The organism is Priestia aryabhattai B8W22 (assembly GCF_000956595.1).
GTDB lineage: Bacteria > Bacillota > Bacilli > Bacillales > Bacillaceae_H > Priestia > Priestia aryabhattai.
In genome coordinates this window covers 1-16,784 of record NZ_JYOO01000006.1, presented here as the reverse complement: position 1 = coordinate 16,784, position 16,784 = coordinate 1, and the positions used below count along the sequence as shown (strand labels likewise).

At 33.7% G+C, this 16,784-nt stretch carries 23 protein-coding genes and 1 pseudogene; 15 read left to right on the top strand and 9 right to left on the bottom strand.

What is annotated here, in order from left to right:
• The first annotated feature begins 242 nt into the window (after positions 1-242).
• Complete coding sequence (locus N178_RS06315) at positions 243-1,154, top strand: C40 family peptidase (RefSeq protein WP_045291322.1); 912 nt, start codon at positions 243-245, stop codon at positions 1,152-1,154.
• Positions 1,155-1,386: 232 nt separating this feature from the next.
• On the opposite strand, the gene N178_RS06310 is transcribed toward N178_RS06315, so the two are convergent.
• Both N178_RS06310 and N178_RS06305 read right to left on the bottom strand, forming a co-directional pair.
• On the bottom strand, positions 1,387-2,577 hold the full coding sequence (locus N178_RS06310) for an FtsW/RodA/SpoVE family cell cycle protein (protein WP_045291321.1): 1,191 nt from the start codon (positions 2,575-2,577) through the stop codon (positions 1,387-1,389).
• Positions 2,578-2,718: 141 nt separating this feature from the next.
• Positions 2,719-3,888, bottom strand: coding sequence for an FtsW/RodA/SpoVE family cell cycle protein (locus N178_RS06305; RefSeq protein WP_045291319.1), 1,170 nt, complete (start codon positions 3,886-3,888; stop codon positions 2,719-2,721).
• An 850-nt stretch (positions 3,889-4,738) separates the two neighbouring features.
• Here N178_RS06305 and N178_RS06300 point away from each other — a divergent pair.
• Positions 4,739-5,335, top strand: a complete 597-nt coding sequence (locus N178_RS06300; RefSeq protein ID WP_045291317.1) for a YdcF family protein — start codon at positions 4,739-4,741, stop codon at positions 5,333-5,335.
• 112 nt (positions 5,336-5,447) lie between these two features.
• On the opposite strand, the gene N178_RS06295 is transcribed toward N178_RS06300, so the two are convergent.
• Both N178_RS06295 and N178_RS06290 read right to left on the bottom strand, forming a co-directional pair.
• Entirely contained in the window at positions 5,448-6,062 is a 615-nt protein-coding gene (locus N178_RS06295) for a DUF998 domain-containing protein (protein WP_045291315.1), read from the bottom strand.
• A gap of 287 nt (positions 6,063-6,349) precedes the next feature.
• Positions 6,350-6,763 (bottom strand): hypothetical protein, encoded by a 414-nt coding sequence (locus N178_RS06290; protein ID WP_045291314.1) that lies wholly within the window; start codon positions 6,761-6,763, stop codon positions 6,350-6,352.
• Between the two features lie 98 nt (positions 6,764-6,861).
• On the opposite strand from N178_RS06290, the gene N178_RS06285 reads away from it, so the two are divergent.
• On the top strand, positions 6,862-7,365 hold the full coding sequence (locus tag N178_RS06285; RefSeq protein WP_045291313.1) for a DinB family protein: 504 nt from the start codon (positions 6,862-6,864) through the stop codon (positions 7,363-7,365).
• A 97-nt stretch (positions 7,366-7,462) separates the two neighbouring features.
• Here N178_RS06285 and N178_RS06280 read toward each other — a convergent pair whose 3' ends face one another.
• Complete coding sequence (locus tag N178_RS06280; RefSeq protein ID WP_045291312.1) at positions 7,463-7,963, bottom strand: GNAT family N-acetyltransferase; 501 nt, start codon at positions 7,961-7,963, stop codon at positions 7,463-7,465.
• Positions 7,964-8,093: 130 nt separating this feature from the next.
• On the opposite strand from N178_RS06280, the gene N178_RS06275 reads away from it, so the two are divergent.
• From N178_RS06275 to N178_RS06230, 11 genes are all read left to right on the top strand, one after another.
• The gene (locus tag N178_RS06275; protein WP_045291311.1) at positions 8,094-8,399 is read left to right on the top strand and encodes a hypothetical protein; all 306 of its coding nucleotides are present in this window, start codon (positions 8,094-8,096) and stop codon (positions 8,397-8,399) included.
• Positions 8,400-8,611: 212 nt separating this feature from the next.
• A complete protein-coding gene (locus N178_RS06270; protein ID WP_045291309.1) occupies positions 8,612-8,842 on the top strand; it encodes a DUF3923 family protein in 231 nt (76 codons plus the stop codon).
• Between the two features lie 40 nt (positions 8,843-8,882).
• Positions 8,883-9,083: a hypothetical protein gene (locus N178_RS26555; protein WP_152640838.1), complete on the top strand. Its 201-nt coding sequence runs from the start codon at positions 8,883-8,885 to the stop codon at positions 9,081-9,083.
• Between the two features lie 115 nt (positions 9,084-9,198).
• Positions 9,199-9,552, top strand: coding sequence for a hypothetical protein (locus tag N178_RS06265; protein WP_045291307.1), 354 nt, complete (start codon positions 9,199-9,201; stop codon positions 9,550-9,552).
• Between the two features lie 111 nt (positions 9,553-9,663).
• Positions 9,664-9,996 carry a hypothetical protein gene (locus N178_RS06260; protein ID WP_045291306.1) on the top strand — a complete coding sequence of 111 codons (333 nt, stop codon included), beginning with the start codon at positions 9,664-9,666 and terminating at the stop codon, positions 9,994-9,996.
• A gap of 94 nt (positions 9,997-10,090) precedes the next feature.
• The gene (locus tag N178_RS06255) at positions 10,091-10,666 is read left to right on the top strand and encodes a hypothetical protein (protein WP_045291305.1); all 576 of its coding nucleotides are present in this window, start codon (positions 10,091-10,093) and stop codon (positions 10,664-10,666) included.
• Between the two features lie 384 nt (positions 10,667-11,050).
• A complete protein-coding gene (locus tag N178_RS06250; RefSeq protein WP_193377148.1) occupies positions 11,051-11,974 on the top strand; it encodes a LysR family transcriptional regulator in 924 nt (307 codons plus the stop codon).
• 165 nt (positions 11,975-12,139) lie between these two features.
• On the top strand, positions 12,140-12,829 hold the full coding sequence (locus N178_RS06245; RefSeq protein WP_080890148.1) for an alpha/beta fold hydrolase: 690 nt from the start codon (positions 12,140-12,142) through the stop codon (positions 12,827-12,829).
• 249 nt (positions 12,830-13,078) lie between these two features.
• The gene (locus N178_RS06240) at positions 13,079-13,309 is read left to right on the top strand and encodes a hypothetical protein (protein ID WP_045291303.1); all 231 of its coding nucleotides are present in this window, start codon (positions 13,079-13,081) and stop codon (positions 13,307-13,309) included.
• 98 nt (positions 13,310-13,407) lie between these two features.
• A complete protein-coding gene (locus N178_RS06235; RefSeq protein WP_045291301.1) occupies positions 13,408-13,677 on the top strand; it encodes a hypothetical protein in 270 nt (89 codons plus the stop codon).
• 164 nt (positions 13,678-13,841) lie between these two features.
• On the top strand, positions 13,842-14,255 hold the full coding sequence (locus tag N178_RS06230) for a YjdF family protein (RefSeq protein WP_045291298.1): 414 nt from the start codon (positions 13,842-13,844) through the stop codon (positions 14,253-14,255).
• Between the two features lie 41 nt (positions 14,256-14,296).
• Here N178_RS06230 and N178_RS27455 read toward each other — a convergent pair whose 3' ends face one another.
• The 4 genes and pseudogenes from N178_RS27455 to mle form a co-directional block, all read right to left on the bottom strand.
• Entirely contained in the window at positions 14,297-14,470 is a 174-nt protein-coding gene (locus tag N178_RS27455; protein WP_237758413.1) for a hypothetical protein, read from the bottom strand.
• A 7-nt stretch (positions 14,471-14,477) separates the two neighbouring features.
• A complete protein-coding gene (locus N178_RS06225) occupies positions 14,478-14,885 on the bottom strand; it encodes a DUF4825 domain-containing protein (RefSeq protein WP_237758412.1) in 408 nt (135 codons plus the stop codon).
• A 119-nt stretch (positions 14,886-15,004) separates the two neighbouring features.
• Positions 15,005-15,116, bottom strand: a pseudogene (locus N178_RS28010) (IS6 family transposase); the annotation flags it as partial.
• 1 nt (position 15,117) lies between these two features.
• Positions 15,118-15,957, bottom strand: a complete 840-nt coding sequence (gene mle, locus N178_RS06220; protein WP_045291296.1) for an alpha/beta fold macrolide esterase — start codon at positions 15,955-15,957, stop codon at positions 15,118-15,120.
• Between the two features lie 435 nt (positions 15,958-16,392).
• On the opposite strand from mle, the gene N178_RS06215 reads away from it, so the two are divergent.
• The coding region (locus N178_RS06215) for an SDR family NAD(P)-dependent oxidoreductase (protein ID WP_045291294.1) at positions 16,393-16,784 on the top strand (392 nt) is incomplete at its 3' end.

The window sequence follows — 16,784 nt, the reverse complement described above, 5'->3', positions numbered from 1 at the left end:
ATTGTATGAAAGATTTAGCGGTATATACGTAAAAAGAAGAGTAAGGTTAAAGAATCGTAACTTTAACCATTATAAGTATATTTATACTTTATATGACAAAATAAATAATTACATCCTAATAAATCAAGTGTTTTTTAAAATTGTCACAAAAAATTCACAAATGGGTTGTTTCTTTTCTATTTCTCCCTGCTAAAATTTTATAGTCAAGAACAAGAAAAATATAACATCGGGGGATATACTTAGTGAAAAAGATAATTTCTTCATTAGCTTTATGCTCATCATTGATTGTTTTACCAACAATAAGCCATGCAGCTTTAGGAGACAAGCTATTAAAAGAAGGTATGACAGATCCAGACGTGAAAGAATTACAGGATGTTTTAAGACAGAAGGGCATATTTTCAGCTACTTCGACTGGCTATTTTGGTTCAATTACAAAAGATTCAGTTCTAAGCTTTCAGCGTTCTCATAGTTTAACCGCTGATGGAATTGTGGGACCCAATACATATCAAGCGTTAATAGCTACTTCAACAAGTGCGGTTACAAGCAGTACGCTTCTAAAATATGGAATGACTAGTAATGAAGTTGAAAAAGTACAGCAGCTGTTAAAGGAAAAAGGTTACTTTAACGCCACACCAACAGGGTATTTTGGCACAATTACTCAAACTGCCGTTATGAATTTTCAGCGGGATCATGGGTTAGCTATGGATGGAATAGTAGGTCCGGCTACTTTAAATGCCTTAAATAACGCATCTACTAGCACTACTGGTTCTTCAACTGTTAATAGTTCAACGCAAGCGACAGCTAGCGATATTGTTGCTTATTCTAAAAAATTTATAGGGGTGCCATATGTTTGGGGAGGCACGTCTCCAAACGGTTTTGATTGCAGCGGTTTCATTTATTACGTATTTAAAAATGGAGGTGGAGTAACTGTACCGCGAACAGTAGCTACCTTGTATCAGTCAGGAAAAAGTACATCTACTCCGAATATTGGAGATATCGTATTCTTCGATACTACTGGAGGTCCTTCACATGCTGGAATTTATATTGGAAATGGGCAATTTATTCATGCTGGAAGTTCAACGGGTGTAACTATTGCATCGTTAAGCAATTCTTACTGGGCACCTCGTTATTTAGGAAGTAAATCTATCCTATAATAGATTACTAGTAAAAAACACAGCAATTGAAACTAAACGGTAGCTTTATTATTATGTATGTAAATCAAGTAAAAAGTCCTGATATATAGTCAGGACTTTTTATTATAGCAGCGAGCAGTGGTGTTAATATGAAGGTTGAGCTTGCTTGAAAGAATTAGAGATATGTGTCTTCTGTAAAAGCTTGTTAATAACAACCACAATAGCCAACATACACCACTTAGCGATTCAAACGTTAAACATTCCTTATATAAGCTTGTTCCACTGACTGGCTTTTATATGTTTGAGTGTATGTGTTAAACATCGAAACATTGGTAAGTATTCCTGCAGCAAGCATTAACAATGTAAGCGAAGAACCTCCAAAGCTTATAAAAGGGAGGGTGACCCCGGTAATAGGAAGAAGACCCGTGACAGCTCCAAGGTTTACAAATACTTGAACAGCCATCATAACGGAAATACCAATAGCTAACAGTGCTCCAAAAGGATCACGACACTTAATAGCTGTTTTTAATCCTTTAAAAATAATAAAAAACAGTAGCCCTAATACAAGAAGTACACCCCAAAATCCCAGCTCTTCTGCGATAATGGCCATAATAAAATCCGTATGTGATTCAGGCAAGTAGCCCGTTTTTTGAATGCCTTGGCCCAGCCCCATACCCAATATTCCTCCATTTCCTATAGCTACATAGGAATTAACAAGTTGATATCCATCGCCTTGTTGATTTTCAAAAGGATGTAAGAATCCAGTAAAACGAGCTAAACGCCCCGGAGAAAACAAAAGGTCCATGTTTCCGGTTACTAATAAAACGGCTAACATAACAAGTGTTCCAATTACGCCTAATAAACTAATTTTTAAAATGGATTTTTTTGAAATGCCTGAACATAACACAATAGCTGCAACTGTTCCTAAAATAAGCAAGGCTCCGCCATAATCAGGCTGCAAAATAATTAAAAAACAAATAAAAAGCACAACCAGCATAGGTGGAAGAATCGACCTTTTTAAATCATTGATATACTCTTGTTTGTTTGCAAAAACAGCAGCTAAATAGATAATGAGCGTTAATTTTGTTATTTCTAACGGCTGAATAGCAATAGGCCCAATTTTAAACCAACTTTGTGCATTACCTGCTGTATGTCCAAAAGCTAAAACTAAAATAAGGAGTGCAACAGCGACACCTAATAAAATTTTTAATACTGCTTTTTCCTGATAAATTTTATACGGAATGATAGCCGCTAATGTGAATATGATAAAGCCTGCTATAAGAGCAAGCTTTTGTTTTTTATAAAAATAATCCCCAGATACACCATAACGACTAATCGCTGTTACCATGCTGGCACTGTAAACCATAATTAAACCGATTAGGCTTAAAACAACTAATGCAGCAATAAATTTGTAATCGTAACACTTTAGAATTTTTTTGAACATAAAAACTCCTCCTAAAAAAACCACCTAATAACGGCTATATACAAGAGAGAAAATAAAAAAATACACATATATTTCAATACTTTCATACGAATCTTTAGGTCTGAATTTATCTCTTTAGCTATTTTTTTACTAGTCATTGTATTACCTCACATCCTGATCAAACATATAAGCCTTTGATCGAAAGCTTATATTTAATACTAGTCCCATCAAAAACATCGTACTCATTAACGCACTTCCTCCGTAGCTTATAAACGGCAGTGGTATTCCCGTTATCGGAAGAAGGCCTATACACATGCCCACATTTTCTAAGACATGAAAGAAAACAATTGAAATAACGCCGGTACAAATGTATGTAGAGAATTGATCTTTCGTCTGAAATGCGACGGTAATAATTTGGTAAATAAGCACCATAAATAAGAAAAGGATAAGGCTAGTTCCTACGAAGCCGTAACTTTCTCCAATTGCACTAAAAATAAAGTCTGAATGTTTTTCAGGAACATATACTGAAAACTTTGATGTATCTCTTCCTGAAATGGATCCTGCACCTATTGCTTTTAACACTTGCATATAGTTGTAAGACAAGCTGTTTGCATAAGATTCCGGATCAAACCACGCATAGATACGATCAAACTGATAGGATTGAACGTGCAAATATTTTTCCAACATTTTTGGGTGGTTCAAAACCATATATAAAATACCTGAAGCGATTCCTATAATAGAAGTAAAGGTAGGAAGAATGAGCTTAAAACTTACCCCTGAAACGAATATCATGACAAAGAATAAAAAGATCATCACAAGTGCCGTTCCTAAATCGGGCTGCTGCATAATAAGAAGAATAGGGACAGCTAACGTAGCTCCTAGCTTTCCAACGAGTAAAACATCGCTTCTTATATCTCTTACGCGAAATTTTTCGTTGTGATTTCGTATCACTTTACTAAATGCTAAGATTAAAGAGATCTTTGTGAATTCCGAAGGTTGTATCGATCCAATACCAGGAAGGACGAACCAGCTTTTTGCACCATTTTTGACAGGAGCAATACTTTGAGGAGAAACGATGAGTAAAATAAGGATAAAAATATTTAGCCCATAAAAGAACCATGTGAATTGGTCCCATTGTTCCTCATCGGGCCTCATGGTGAGGAAGATAATTCCAATACCTACTGCGTACCATTCGACTTGTTTAATTACAAAGTTTGTAGAATACTGTCCTGTTTTTTGCGCGTTATAAATAGCTATACAGCTAATGATAAAAAACAGCAGCAGTGTAAAAGCGAGACCATAATTAAAGCTTTCCGACTTCTTGCGTTCCATCTTTAAAACACCTTTTCTTTATTAAATTTCTATTCCAATCACTGAACATAAGTTTCTCTAATATATGTAGAATTAAAAAAACATCAATAAAATAGATTTCTTCTCATGATTTATCCCAAACCTCCAATCTGTTTTACCTGTATTTTTTATATAAAAGGTCTACCAAGGGATAGCCTGTATAATTAAAAGCGTTTAATAGTCCTAATTTAATGAAAAAGCTATTTTTTGACTTCAACTTATTTTTTTTGTTGAATACTATAAATTTGCCTAAAGGAAACTTTTTGGGCGTAAGAAACCCTTTAAAAATAAAATTTTAACTTAGAAGAGACTGAAATGCCTATATACGCTAGCAAATCATATAGTTTAGTTGAATCCTGATTTATTTTTCCTTCGGGAAACAGTTTAACATTAAGGAAAAATATTTGTCTAATAAAAAACTTAGAATCTTACTAAAGATTAAAGTGCACTGGCTCAATGAATATAGAAAGCTATGATGTCGTTAATTCTCTTTTAACTCAAAAAGCTGACCATGATGGTCAGCTTTTTAGGTTAATAAATAAATTATTTTGCTTGCTTCTTGTGTCATCGTGATTTTATCATAGGAAAATGAAAAATAAGTGAAAATATAAATATTAATACAAATAAGTAAAAATATTAAGTTTATAGAAATTTAAGGTGATATATAAAAATATTTAGAAAGAATGTTTGTTAAAGTTTTACCTTCTAACTTTTATATAAAAGTGTGATCACTTGCAGCGCGCAAAATTTTTTTTGAAGATTACCTTTTTATTTTTATGAATATTGAGCTTTATGATACGATATGAAGTGAACTTTTTAAATGAGGGTCTATATGCAAAAAATTAAAGGTAGAAGAGTAAAGATCAGCATATTCATGCTGGGATTAGGGATTATTTTTTTTCTGTTTGCCGGGAAAGAGCTTGTCGTAAACGAAAAGCCTGTAAAATCTGACGTGATTATTGTGTTAAGTGGTGATAATGATCGGCTGGAGAAAGGAATTGAATTATATAAAAAAGGCTATGCGTCTCATTTAATTCTTTCGAACGGTCAAGAGAATAATTTTTATCATCAAGCCAAAGACTCTGGGATACCTGAGGATTCAATTATATTAGAAAATCACGCTACAAGTACTATGGAAAATGCTAAATTTACAAAAGAGCTAATGATGAACAATCATTTTCAATCCGCTATTGTTGTTTCTTCCAACTATCATATGAAAAGGGTAGAAAAAAACTTTAATAAAGAATTTAAGGATACCAAAATACAATTAACCTATTGTTCTAGTGGAAGTCGTTATTATAATCCACAGAGATGGTGGGAAACTGCTTTAAATAGAAAAGTTACCTACACAGAATACGTCAAGCTTATTGGCAATTATTTTGGTTTTAGCGGAAAGAAATCTAAAGAATTATTAAGAGAATTTATCTAACAAAATCGTATAAAAAGTCCATAGGGGATGCCTCTATGGACTTTTTGCTGTTTAAAATTACGAGTAGTTTAACGTAATCTTATAAGCTCATATGAAATGGAATGATAATAGATTACTTGTTTAACATAAAGGAAAGCACGGTGCCCCATATAAAGATTACTAAATAGAATAATCTTTGCAACAGGCCGGTAGGCATAGGAACAAAAAATACAAGCATAATAAGTATAAGGATGACTAGTAAGGAGACTAAGCAGCCATAAGTCCAATACTTGCCCCTGTTTAAAGAGGATGCATATATCCAAAGACCAGCTAAAACATTGATCATGCCAAGCTGAGCGAATATTGAATGCCAAAATAAATTTATATCAGCCGGTATAAAGCCTGAAACAATATTACCTAAAGCTAATATAAGAATAAAAGCTGTTGCAAGTTGGGTTATTTTTGTTTTCTTTAGGTTTTGTGAAATGTACAAAACACCAATTGAAAGTGTTAATCCATTTATAATAAACAATACGTTCATCCAGAAATGGTGAGGAGAGCAAATTTCATGAGGTGCAATTGAATAGGTGTAGGTTCCACAAGAAGTTACGCCAAGATCACTCATTGCGTGATTTAAAAAACTGTAGGGAGCAGTTGAAGTCAAAATAAAGAAAGGTTCAACTAAAAAATACAAGCAAGTAGCAAACCAGCTTAAAATGCCAACCTTTTTTGATATATACAGAATCATCACCTCTTAAAAAGTGTTATATACGAATTATATATCCAAATAATGTTAAAAATAATGACCTTGAAGCCTATTTTTATATAGGGCTTGGGGTTGGTGTGAGGAAGGAGAACAAAGTGTTTAACTTGGAGGTGTTTAGGAAAGGACCTCTTTACTAATGCTTTGTAGCAGTAGAGAGGTCCAAAAGCAGCTTAATTAGAAATGAACAACGTTGATTATTATACGGCCTGACTTACGTGTAGTTTAATGTATCCAAAACGCGGTGGCATTCAAGATGTTTTCTCTAGAATTTAATAATCTGCTGTTTTTTGAATATCTACATCATATTCATGTGCAAATGTTTCTAACTCCTTAAAAACATTTGGTGGATTAAATAATGTTATTCGCATATTCCACCCGTTTTCTACTTTTACTACTGCTAATTTTGATTTCCAACTTAACCGTTTAAATACAATTCTTTTAATGTCCCTTGGTTTAACGGTTTTTGCATATACTTTAAACCATAATATATATATTCTATAGGTTAAAGTATCTCTGTCTATTTCAAATTCATATCTTATGAAAAGCACAAGAAACGAACAAAGGATAGCCAAAAGAAGTAAAAAGGCAAGTGCTTTATACTGAATTGCTTGAATCCATAATAAAGCATTTAAAGGTAATAGAGTAAAAATAATAGTTTTTTGAGCGGTAGCTTTAAATAACATAAAGTCCCCTTCCTTTAGTAAATAAACCAACTTATTTTTCTTCTATGATATTATTTAGTTATTGATTTAGATTAGATTTATATCGGGAGGTCTTTTATATGTATAATACCATTTCAGATTTTATCCAAGAATGGAACAACGAAGCCATGCTGACTCAAAAAGTTTTAGATAGCTTGACGGATAATTCGTTGAAACAACAAGTGTATCCTGAAGGGCGTACGTTAGGGAGAATTGCTTGGCATTTTACAACAAATATTCCAGATTACCTAACTGAATTCGGATTAAGCATAGACAGAATTGAAAGTACAGCAAGTGTTCCATCTTCAGCACAGGAAATCGCTATAACCTTTAAAAATGTAAGTTCTCATGCTGCTAAAATCATTGAACAGCAATGGACAGATGAATCCCTAGAACACACTCAAGAAGCGTTCGGAAGAACCCAATCAAATGCCACAATCTTAATGGGACTAATCAAGCATATTGTTCATCACCGAGGTCAGATTACCATTCTTATGCGTCAAGCAGGCCTAAAACCTGCTGGAGTTTATGGACCTCCAAAAGAAGATTGGGTTCATTTAGGTGTGGAAAACCCACCGCTTTAATAATATCAGGTAAATAAAAAAGAGGCTGCCCATAGAAAATACTATAAAATTATTTTCCAGGCAGCCTTTACGTAAAACCTAATTAATCAGTTAGTGCTTACTCTGAAAAAGCTTTTGAGTAATGTACAACACCTTGCACATTTTTTAGAGATCCTTCTGTTAACTCTATGGCCATAAAAAATTCTTCAGGCACGTCAAATGGAGCATATATATTCCATAAGCTAGCTGGTTTAAATCCAAACTTAGGATAGTAATCTTTGTGCCCTAAAACAATTGCTGAATGATAACCAAGCTCTTTTGCGCGTTTTAACGCAGCATGTATTAGTTGGCTCTCAACACCTTGCTTTTGATACGGAGATGCAACTGAAACTGGAGCAAGTGCCAAAGAATCGATAGCAATTGTTATTTTAGATAAAAGAATATGACCTATAATACCTGCATTCTGATTAAATGCGATTAATGAAAGTTCAGGAATAAAGGGATCTGACTTTCTAATCCATTTTACCAGTAAATGTTCTTTCTTATCGCTGTATTCTTCATTTAAAAAGGCGCTTTTCACAACTTCTTCAGTGAGTTCTTGTTTAATTAAGATATCTATAATTAGTATGTATATATTTTATAGTGTTATATTTTATGAGTCCACCTTTAATACATAATATTTGTAAATTTTTATGGTGAAATATACTATATATGTTAAATTGGAGTGTGTAAAGAAGGGGTAATATCTGATGTTAAACGTATTATTTATATGTTTAGTAAGCTGCTTCATCATTTATATTGGGAAACATGTATGGAAAAAAGGTAGTACTAATTTTATTGCTGGGTATGGAAAGATATTTACACCTAAGGATGAAAAACAGCTCGCTAAAGGAATTGGGCTTATTATTATGTTATTTGGCTTTGAATCTATGATATTTCCTATTCTCTCTTTGCTTTTTGAAGGGATAGGCTTTTATTATGGATTGCTGGTTGTGTTGAACTTCTTCGCTTTATTCGGGCTTATGATAAAGGATCAGGTGCAAAGAGAAGCCTAAAGGGGGAGAAAACGATCAATAAAAATATTCGGCTTATGATTGGTTTAATCAGCACTATTATCCTATGTTTTTATGGAATAAGAGGTTTATTCATACATGAAACAATACCGTTTTCTTCTTATCTCTTTGCGGTAGGTGGAGCTATTTCTACCATTGCTCTTATCTGGGGATTAATAAAGAAAGATGCAGCTTAAATTGAAAGAAGTGATGATGTGAAAAGACGATGGATTTCCTGGTGTATAGCTAATATAATTTGGATCATACTTTTCGCTGTAGGCACAGCTGTTATCTGGACAAGAGAAGTGGATGGAGCGGGTGTTACCCAAACACCGGAGCTAAAATTATTGGGATTTATAGTGTTGCTAATTGCATTTATTTTCCCTTTGATTATTCAAGTTATATGGCTAATTATTAATTTTAAAGTTAGTAAGCATGTACTATAGAAAATAGGAAGGATGTTATGAAATAGAAAGGGTGATATGTATGCAAAGAAAAAAGTGCTCTAAATGTGATTCAGCTCTAACCAAAGCCCGTATTCAATCATCACCTGGTACAGTAGGTGTAAATAAAACACCAAGCAGCGTATTGAATAATAATCACAATTACAGTGAGTTAATACCTTACGTTTGTTCAAGCTGCGGTTATGTGGATTTTTATGTGGAGGAACCCGGAAAGTTTGTTTAATAGAACTTTTAGGATTGTTCGTTTTCGAATACATTATGATACGTCACTGAACTTGGTATATCGCCTAATATCAATTTTAATCAAGGGGTAAGGAAAATGATTTTCGGAGGCTATTATGAAGAGAACACTTAGTTTTCTGTCAGTAGTTTATTTAACCGTTCTAACTGCATGTAATCAAGAAAGTACAGGAACGAATAAAGAAAGTTCTTCTGCCATCATTATTGTAGTTGAAAACAAGGAATATAACGGAACAGAAGATAAATTAGATCAAACACAAGAAATAGGAGGCCAAATAGGGACAATAGAAAAGAAAACTAAAGCAACTAAAATGCCCGCAGGTAATAATCAATCAAACTATTTTACAGTTGGTTCAAAAATCTATTCAGTAAAAGGAACAGAGGATTATATTATAGTTAAAGATAAAGATCATAAAAGTCAGTTAATGAAAAAGGTCGTCCAAAAAAGGTGAGTATTATTTAATTTGACTACTTTATCTTTCAGAAAATACGTTCTATGTGAGCGTATTACATATATCAAAACCTAATTATAGTAAAGAAAAAAATTTTTTAAGAGGTCGAAAGTGAATAAAAAAATTCGATGGGGTTTAGCTAGTTGTATAACAATTATAGGGGCGTTAAGTATATATTTTTTCTTTTTTTCTTACGACAAGTTTTATGTAACAAAAGAGGAGAATATGTTTAACACAAAGCTTTTAAGTGATACATATGGAAATTATAAGTGTATGGAGATGGCCGATCAAACGAAGTACGACTCTAAGAAATATTTTAGAGCCTTTGGCAAAACACAAAATGGTGATTTTATTTATGGTATTAAAGGTGATCCTAAGCATGAACAAGTGTTGCTAATTGAAAACACAGAGATGCCTATGTGGTTTTTATATTCTCGTCAATAAAGATACTAAAGTGTCTATAAAACTCATTATATTAAATAAAGATAGTGTATCATTTTTATTTTGAAATAGAGGTGGGATAAAAAAGGGGTGTGTTATGAAAAAGTTCTATCTTGGTTCGTTTGTTATTTGTTTGTTGTTTATCATTTCCGCTTGTTCAAAAACGGAATATGTAAACAATGTTGATTACTTAAAATTACAAAAAGCAGAGGTAATGCTGACAGATGATAAAAAAATCGTTGGGGAAATGATAGTACCTGATAAAAAGAATAAAAGTAAACGTATCGTTCCAACGGAGTTACACTATACATTCACGATGGAAAATACGTCCAATAATAGTATGGCTCTCGCTGACCCTGATAAAATAAACATTCGCATAGAACCAGATAAAGAGTTAGTATCAGCTGTAAAAGAAGCAATTGGTTCAAATATTTATAATATGGATAACAATAAGTTAGGGATTGGTATGAGTATAGGAGAAACTCCATCTAAAGGAACAAGTAAATTCACTCTTAGTTATACCTTAGGAGCAAAACAAAAAAATAGTGAATTACCTCTTTTGCCAGCTGAAGAAAAACTAAAAAAGCTACAGGCTAATGCATTAAAAGGCACACTCATCATCTCTCAAGATGACAAGGACATTGCGGATTTCAGGTTAGATTCAAGACAATAAACATGCTTTCAAGTGTAAATAAGCGAATAATCGACTTACTCTGGTAACATACGGAGTTAGTGGATTATTCTTTTATATTTAAGCGCTTTTATGTGACAGCTTTTTTTACGTGTGAGATTAGTTTTAATCATTTAGTCACGATAAGCGCTCGAATAATTTCATTCCAGTAGTATTTGAAGCTTTTTTCACTTGTTTCTTTTTGCGTGAGGCTAATTGATTCTTTTGTATTTTCTTTTTTTATAGTCATTATGATTTCCCCTTATCTCTTTATATTTAGTATGTTGTGGTTTGATTTACCATATTTTATAATGAAATTAACGATCGTTACAGATGAACATTCCGATTGAATCAATCGAAATATCCGATTATAAAGAGGTGAGAAAAATCGAAATAAAACAACTGATTACATTTAAAACAGCTGCAGAAAACTTAAATTTCACCCATACGGCTAAAATTTTGAATTTTGCTCAATCAAGTGTTACTGCCCAAATAAAAGCTCTTGAAAATGAACTTGAAACTCCTTTATTTGAACGTCTCGGAAAGCGATTGGTTTTAACAGAGGCAGGTAGAGAATTTAAAAGTTACGCCGATAAAATGATTCAACTGACTAAGGAAGCAAAAAACGCTGTAGGTGGAGTGGAGGAGCCTGCGGGTACGCTTATTATTGGATCTTCTGAAAGTCAGTGTACATATAGATTGCCTCCAATATTAAAAGAGTTTAAGGATCAATTTCCAAAGGTTAAAATGATCTTTAAGCCCATCTACTCTCAAGAACAAACAAGAGCGCAGCTACTAGATGGAACTCTTGATATTGCCTTTACAATGGAGCCTATTCAGCATTACGATGCAAATCTACATACGCAATGTCTTGTTGCAGAAAACCTAAAAATTATAGCTTCTCCTCAGCATCCTTTAGCTGATAAAGTGGAAATTTACTTAGAAGATCTTGAGAATGAGACTCTGTTGTATACCGAATCAGGTTGTTCATATCGAGTAGTATTGGAAAACTTGTTTCGCGAGGCGGGTATTTGTACATCCACTAAATTTGAATTTGTAAGCGTAGAAGCTATTAAGCAATGCGTCATGCTAGATTTAGGTATTGCGATATTGCCCGAAGTAGTAGTAAAAGGAGAGCTTGAGAACGGCATGTTAAAAGAATTGGCTTGTACTAAAATTGATACGCCTCTTTATACACAGATGTTTTGGCATAAAGATAAATTTATGTCTCTTCCTTTACAATCTTTTATTCAATTGGCTTGCAGTACTTTTGGTTTAAATTATATAGGTATCGAAAGTAAAAAACTCTAGGTGAATTATGCTGACTAAAGAATTACACAGGATACATAAAATAATCTAATATCTTTCCTAATAAGATAAGAGGTGAAGGAAATCTTCATTTCTTCACTAATATATAGATGAACCTTAATAAACTAGATTTTAATTGGTGAAATCTGAGTTAGGAGTTGATCTAATTTGAAAATGGGAGTAAATCAAATTGAACTAAATGGTTTAACATTTCAATATCGAGAGTCGGGCGAAGCTTCGGCACCCGCCATTATTGCACTTCACGCTTTGGGAATGAGTGCAGAGTCGTGGGATGAAGTAGCAGCTGTATTAGGAGAGGAATATCGATTTTTAGCTTTAGATCAGCGAGGACACGGTGGAAGTGAAAGAACCGGCACCTATACGTTTGAACTTATGTGTGATGACTTACTTCAGTTCGTAAATGCGATGAATTTGGAGCGCTTTACGTTGATTGGGCATTCTATGGGCGGTACGGTGTCCTATCTTTTTTCTGAAACATTTCCAGAAAGGGTAGATCAATTGATTGTTGAAGACACTCCTCCACCTTTTACAGGAGAAAAGTTCGAAATTCCTGCCAAACCTCCTGGTTCTTTACCGTTTGACTGGAAGGTTGTACCTTCAATTCTTCAACAGTTAAACACCCCCAACCCTAAATGGTGGGGAAGTCTTACAGAAATAATTGCACCTACTCTCATTATAGGAGGAGGATCGAGCCATATCCCTCAAGATAAATTGCAGGAAGTTTCTAAGCGCATTCCAAATTGTAAATTAGTAACGATAGAAGGGGCTGGACATGAGGTGCATGCAGGAAACTTATCCGCTTTTTTAACTGCTGTGAAAAGCTTCCTTGTTTCGTGACTTTCTGGATCTTTTATTTAATTTGAAAATTTGGTTAAGTAAATAACATGGTTAAAGTTATTAAACTTTTATAGAAAGGGAGACTATACGTTAGTCTCCTTTTTAATACGCGAATATGTTAATATATAGATTATATGTAATTAAATTCATAATAAAATATTTTTTATGAAATATAAATAAATGTCTTTTAATAGTAGTAGAGAATGCTATAACTCATTGAATGCGTATTTTTGAAAGGAGGAGAGTTTCTTGTTGAAATTTATAGAAAAAGGTTTTGTCTATGGCCTTATTTTAGGAGGGTCATTAGGTTTCTTTGTGATTCCATATAAAGAAGTTGAATCAGTCGGTGATGGTGTAACAGAAACAACCTATTTAAACCTTATTGATTATATTATTCACCTAATTCGCTTTAGTATAGTTATAGCTGTATTAGGGGCTTTAGTAGGATTTTTTCTTTATAGAAAAAAGAGTTTGAAGTGATCCATCCAAGCTTTTTTTCTACTGATGATTAAGTACATTATGGCAGATGATAACTAAATGGGCCATATAAACATGTACCTAGTTCAGGGAGGTCCAAATTGAAAAAACGTTTTAGTCAATATTCACTGTGGTTATCGTTGCTGGGGATGGTTGTTGGTGTTGGACAGTATTTTACACCCATACACAGCTCAAAAATTTTGTATGTATGTATCACTGTTTACTTAATAGGATTCTCATGTGGAATAATAGCTTTTGGAAAACAAGAAAAAGGGCTGATGAAATATTTTAGTTTAATCTCTTTTGTAGTAATTCCAATATTTATGATAGCGGGCTTTTTATTTTTTGCAATGAATTTCGGCGAAAAATAAAAGAAGGTAGTGATATTAAAAGTTTTTATGTTAAAATTTGTATGTGAGATGTAAAAACACAATTCGGTTGGTAGTCCGGATGCATTGATATGTATTAATGTCAGTAACCTTCCCCTCCTCGGGATGTCCATCATTTCATAGTATGTGTAGAGGAGGGAATCGTTATGTCACTAACGATTTACCATGATGGTCAGTTTTGGGTAGGAATTATTGAAGTTGTAGAAGGCGGTAAGTTAAAAGCATTTCGTTATATATTTGGAGCAGAACCAAAAGATACAGAGATATTAGACTTCATTTATTACAAATTGCTAGAGGTGATCAATCAATCAGTTCATGCAGGTCTTGATGCAAAAATAAAATCTAATAAAAAGGTAAATCCAAAACGCTTACAGCGCCAAGTAGCAAAAGAGATAAATAAGGTTGGTATTTCGACTAAAGCTCAAGAAGCCATGAAGCAAGAGTACGAAGAAAAGAAAAAAAGTAGAAAAAAGAAAGCTAAACAATATCGTGAAGAACTGAAGGAACAAAAGTATTTCCTAAAGAAACAAAAGGCAAAAGCTAAGCATAAAGGCAAATAGAAAACAAATAAAGAGCCTTATTTAAGGCTCTTTATTTGTTCTTATTCTTTTACTATAGGAACATTCTTAAAAAATTGTTCTCGAATAGCTGCCGATTTAACTGTTTTATTTATCTTTTCTTTATTATCATCTATAAATTGCTGTGTTTTTTCTTTATCAAATAATTTATTACTATCCGGTAAAGTTTTAATGTTGTCAGAAATAAACTGTTCCATTTCTTCTCTAGATACTGAGTAATTTTTGATTGTCTACTTTAAAATTGTAACCTTGAGCATTAGGCACTAATATTGTTAAATAAATAGCATTGTAAAGAAAGTTTTTCTCCAATGTATTCTTACCGTTAAACCAATATTTTAACGTTTCATCTTCTGATAAAGAGCCTTCTTTAGTACCATAAATTATTTTTGGTGTTTTATTATGTAGATCGATTTCTTTAAACGTTTCTCCTCCAGGCAATGCTCTTACGATAGCTACTACGTTAGAATTATCTCCGACATAAGTTCCGCTGTGCTCTTTAAACCTTTGTACATCAACAGTGTTAATACTTGTGACTTCTTCTTTTGAAGAACAGCCGGTTATGCCTACTAGGAGTAATAAGATTAAACAAAAAAATACCTTAAAATATCTCATAAAAACCCTCCATTTTCTTACTTTAATACCCTTATGTGGATATTTCATGAATTATTAGTGTATCGTAAATAGGCTGCCTTGAAAAGATGCAGGTACTTTTGTACAAAATACCCTTTGCTATAGGAAACGTTTTTGTCAACTGCTAGTAGAAGGAAGGAATTTTGAAATATGAAAAGACCCCAAAGCTTTCTTAAAAAAGCGCTTTGAAGTCTTCATTCCTCTTTTTTTATTTTTAAGAGCTAATCACTACAATTGCTTCGATAATTTGGTCCCAGTCCTCACTATGAACTTCATGTCCTGTACCCTCAAGAGCTATTAATTTAGCATGAGAAATAGCTTTTGCAAGCGCAAGTCCATGTTCATAAGGCAGTGCCGGATCTTTTGTTCCATGAATAATCAGCGTAGGTGTGCTAATTTCACTCAACCTGTCATAATATTGGCCTCCTCCTTGAAGCAAAGCATGGTTAAATCTACTCGGCAGCTGTTTGGCACGGACAGCTTCTCTTTTTGCTAGCTTATACATTCTTTCCTCTTCATAAGGTTTTGTTCCACTTAAAGTTTTCCATCCACCTGCAAGGTAGTGAACGATTGCCTCTTGATTTGACCAGTCTATGGAAGTGCTTTTTGTATGATAATCAAGTATACGCTGTTCCATTGGAGGCAATTTTTCCGCCTCAGTTCCAAATACGCTTGATGCAATTAAAGTAAGAGAATCTATGCGATCCGGATATCTAAGAGCAAGAATCTGACCTATCATTCCGCCCAAAGACATTCCAACAATATGAGCTCTTTCTATAGAGTAAGCATCTAAAACGCCAATTGCATCATCAGCCATATCCGTTATTGTATAGTTAGAAGTACCCGGCGGATAAGTGGTAGAGCGGCCTAAATCACGATGGTCGTAACGAATAACAAATCTCTCTTGTTCAGCGAGGCGAAGACAGAAGTCTTCATCCCACCAATCTAACGAGGACATTGCTCCCATTATTAAAAGTACAGCAGGATTTTCTGGGTTCCCAAAACTTTCTGTGTAAATCTCTACGTTATTTATTTTTAGTATTTGTTCATTCATTCGTATACCTCCTTTTAAATGTTAGAGAAATGAAAAGCAGCCCTTTATTCAGTTCTCTAAAATGAGGATATTTCCTTTTGGAATTTTACTGAGGAAATCCATTATTCTGTCTATCTCTTTACCAAAGATTGAAATATAACCAAAACCAAGGGAAGAGGACAAGCATAAACTTGTTAGAGATCGAGAGTTTACTACCTGTAATAAGTTCTGTATTGACTAGAATAGAGCAGGAAAGTTGAAGGCACGTATGGAAGACTAATCATGTGAGGTGAAAACGAGAATGAATGATTACTATGGAGAAAATACCTTTTAACCTTTACTTACATTTTTTCATTTATTCCAACTCAATAGATTAATATACATATATAGGATTGCTGAACACATGTGCTATTGGTGAGCATACCTTTGTTCAGCGTTCCCATGAGGAGATGCTTTATGAAGCGATTAATAAATAAAATTGCGATTGTGACTGGTGCTAGTCGGGCAAAAGGTATTGGTACTGAAATATGCAGGGAGTTAGCTAGAGAAGGCGCAGATATTTTTTTTACTCATTGGTCAAATTATGATCGTTTAATGGATTATTGTAATGAGGATGATTTTAATTGGTCGAAGCATCTGATTGAGGAGATACGCAGTCTGGGAGTACGATGTGAATCGATGGAATTGGATTTATCACAGCCCGATGCATCAAGAAAACTGCTTGATACAGTTCAAACCAAACTGGGTTCTCCATCAATCCTTGTAAATAATGCAACACATTCTGTGGACGTAGATTTTCGTTCGATAGATGCTGATATGCTTGATGCTCATTATAACGTGAATGTTAG

What these genes read in the sequence shown, in the direction of transcription:
- N178_RS06310 (WP_045291321.1), bottom strand. Translation starts at nt 2,577, where the DNA reads ATGTTCAAAAAAATTCTAAAGTGTTACGATTACAAATTTATTGCTGCA.
- N178_RS06305 (WP_045291319.1), bottom strand. Translation starts at nt 3,888, where the DNA reads ATGGAACGCAAGAAGTCGGAAAGCTTTAATTATGGTCTCGCTTTTACA.
- N178_RS06300 (WP_045291317.1), top strand. Translation starts at nt 4,739, where the DNA reads ATGCAAAAAATTAAAGGTAGAAGAGTAAAGATCAGCATATTCATGCTG.
- N178_RS06295 (WP_045291315.1), bottom strand. Translation starts at nt 6,062, where the DNA reads ATGATTCTGTATATATCAAAAAAGGTTGGCATTTTAAGCTGGTTTGCT.
- N178_RS06290 (WP_045291314.1), bottom strand. Translation starts at nt 6,763, where the DNA reads ATGTTATTTAAAGCTACCGCTCAAAAAACTATTATTTTTACTCTATTA.
- N178_RS06285 (WP_045291313.1), top strand. Translation starts at nt 6,862, where the DNA reads ATGTATAATACCATTTCAGATTTTATCCAAGAATGGAACAACGAAGCC.
- N178_RS06275 (WP_045291311.1), top strand. Translation starts at nt 8,094, where the DNA reads ATGTTAAACGTATTATTTATATGTTTAGTAAGCTGCTTCATCATTTAT.
- N178_RS26555 (WP_152640838.1), top strand. Translation starts at nt 8,883, where the DNA reads ATGCAAAGAAAAAAGTGCTCTAAATGTGATTCAGCTCTAACCAAAGCC.
- N178_RS06265 (WP_045291307.1), top strand. Translation starts at nt 9,199, where the DNA reads ATGAAGAGAACACTTAGTTTTCTGTCAGTAGTTTATTTAACCGTTCTA.
- N178_RS06255 (WP_045291305.1), top strand. Translation starts at nt 10,091, where the DNA reads ATGAAAAAGTTCTATCTTGGTTCGTTTGTTATTTGTTTGTTGTTTATC.
- N178_RS06230 (WP_045291298.1), top strand. Translation starts at nt 13,842, where the DNA reads ATGTCACTAACGATTTACCATGATGGTCAGTTTTGGGTAGGAATTATT.
- N178_RS27455 (WP_237758413.1), bottom strand. Translation starts at nt 14,470, where the DNA reads ATGGAACAGTTTATTTCTGACAACATTAAAACTTTACCGGATAGTAAT.
- N178_RS06225 (WP_237758412.1), bottom strand. Translation starts at nt 14,885, where the DNA reads ATGAGATATTTTAAGGTATTTTTTTGTTTAATCTTATTACTCCTAGTA.
- mle (WP_045291296.1), bottom strand. Translation starts at nt 15,957, where the DNA reads ATGAATGAACAAATACTAAAAATAAATAACGTAGAGATTTACACAGAA.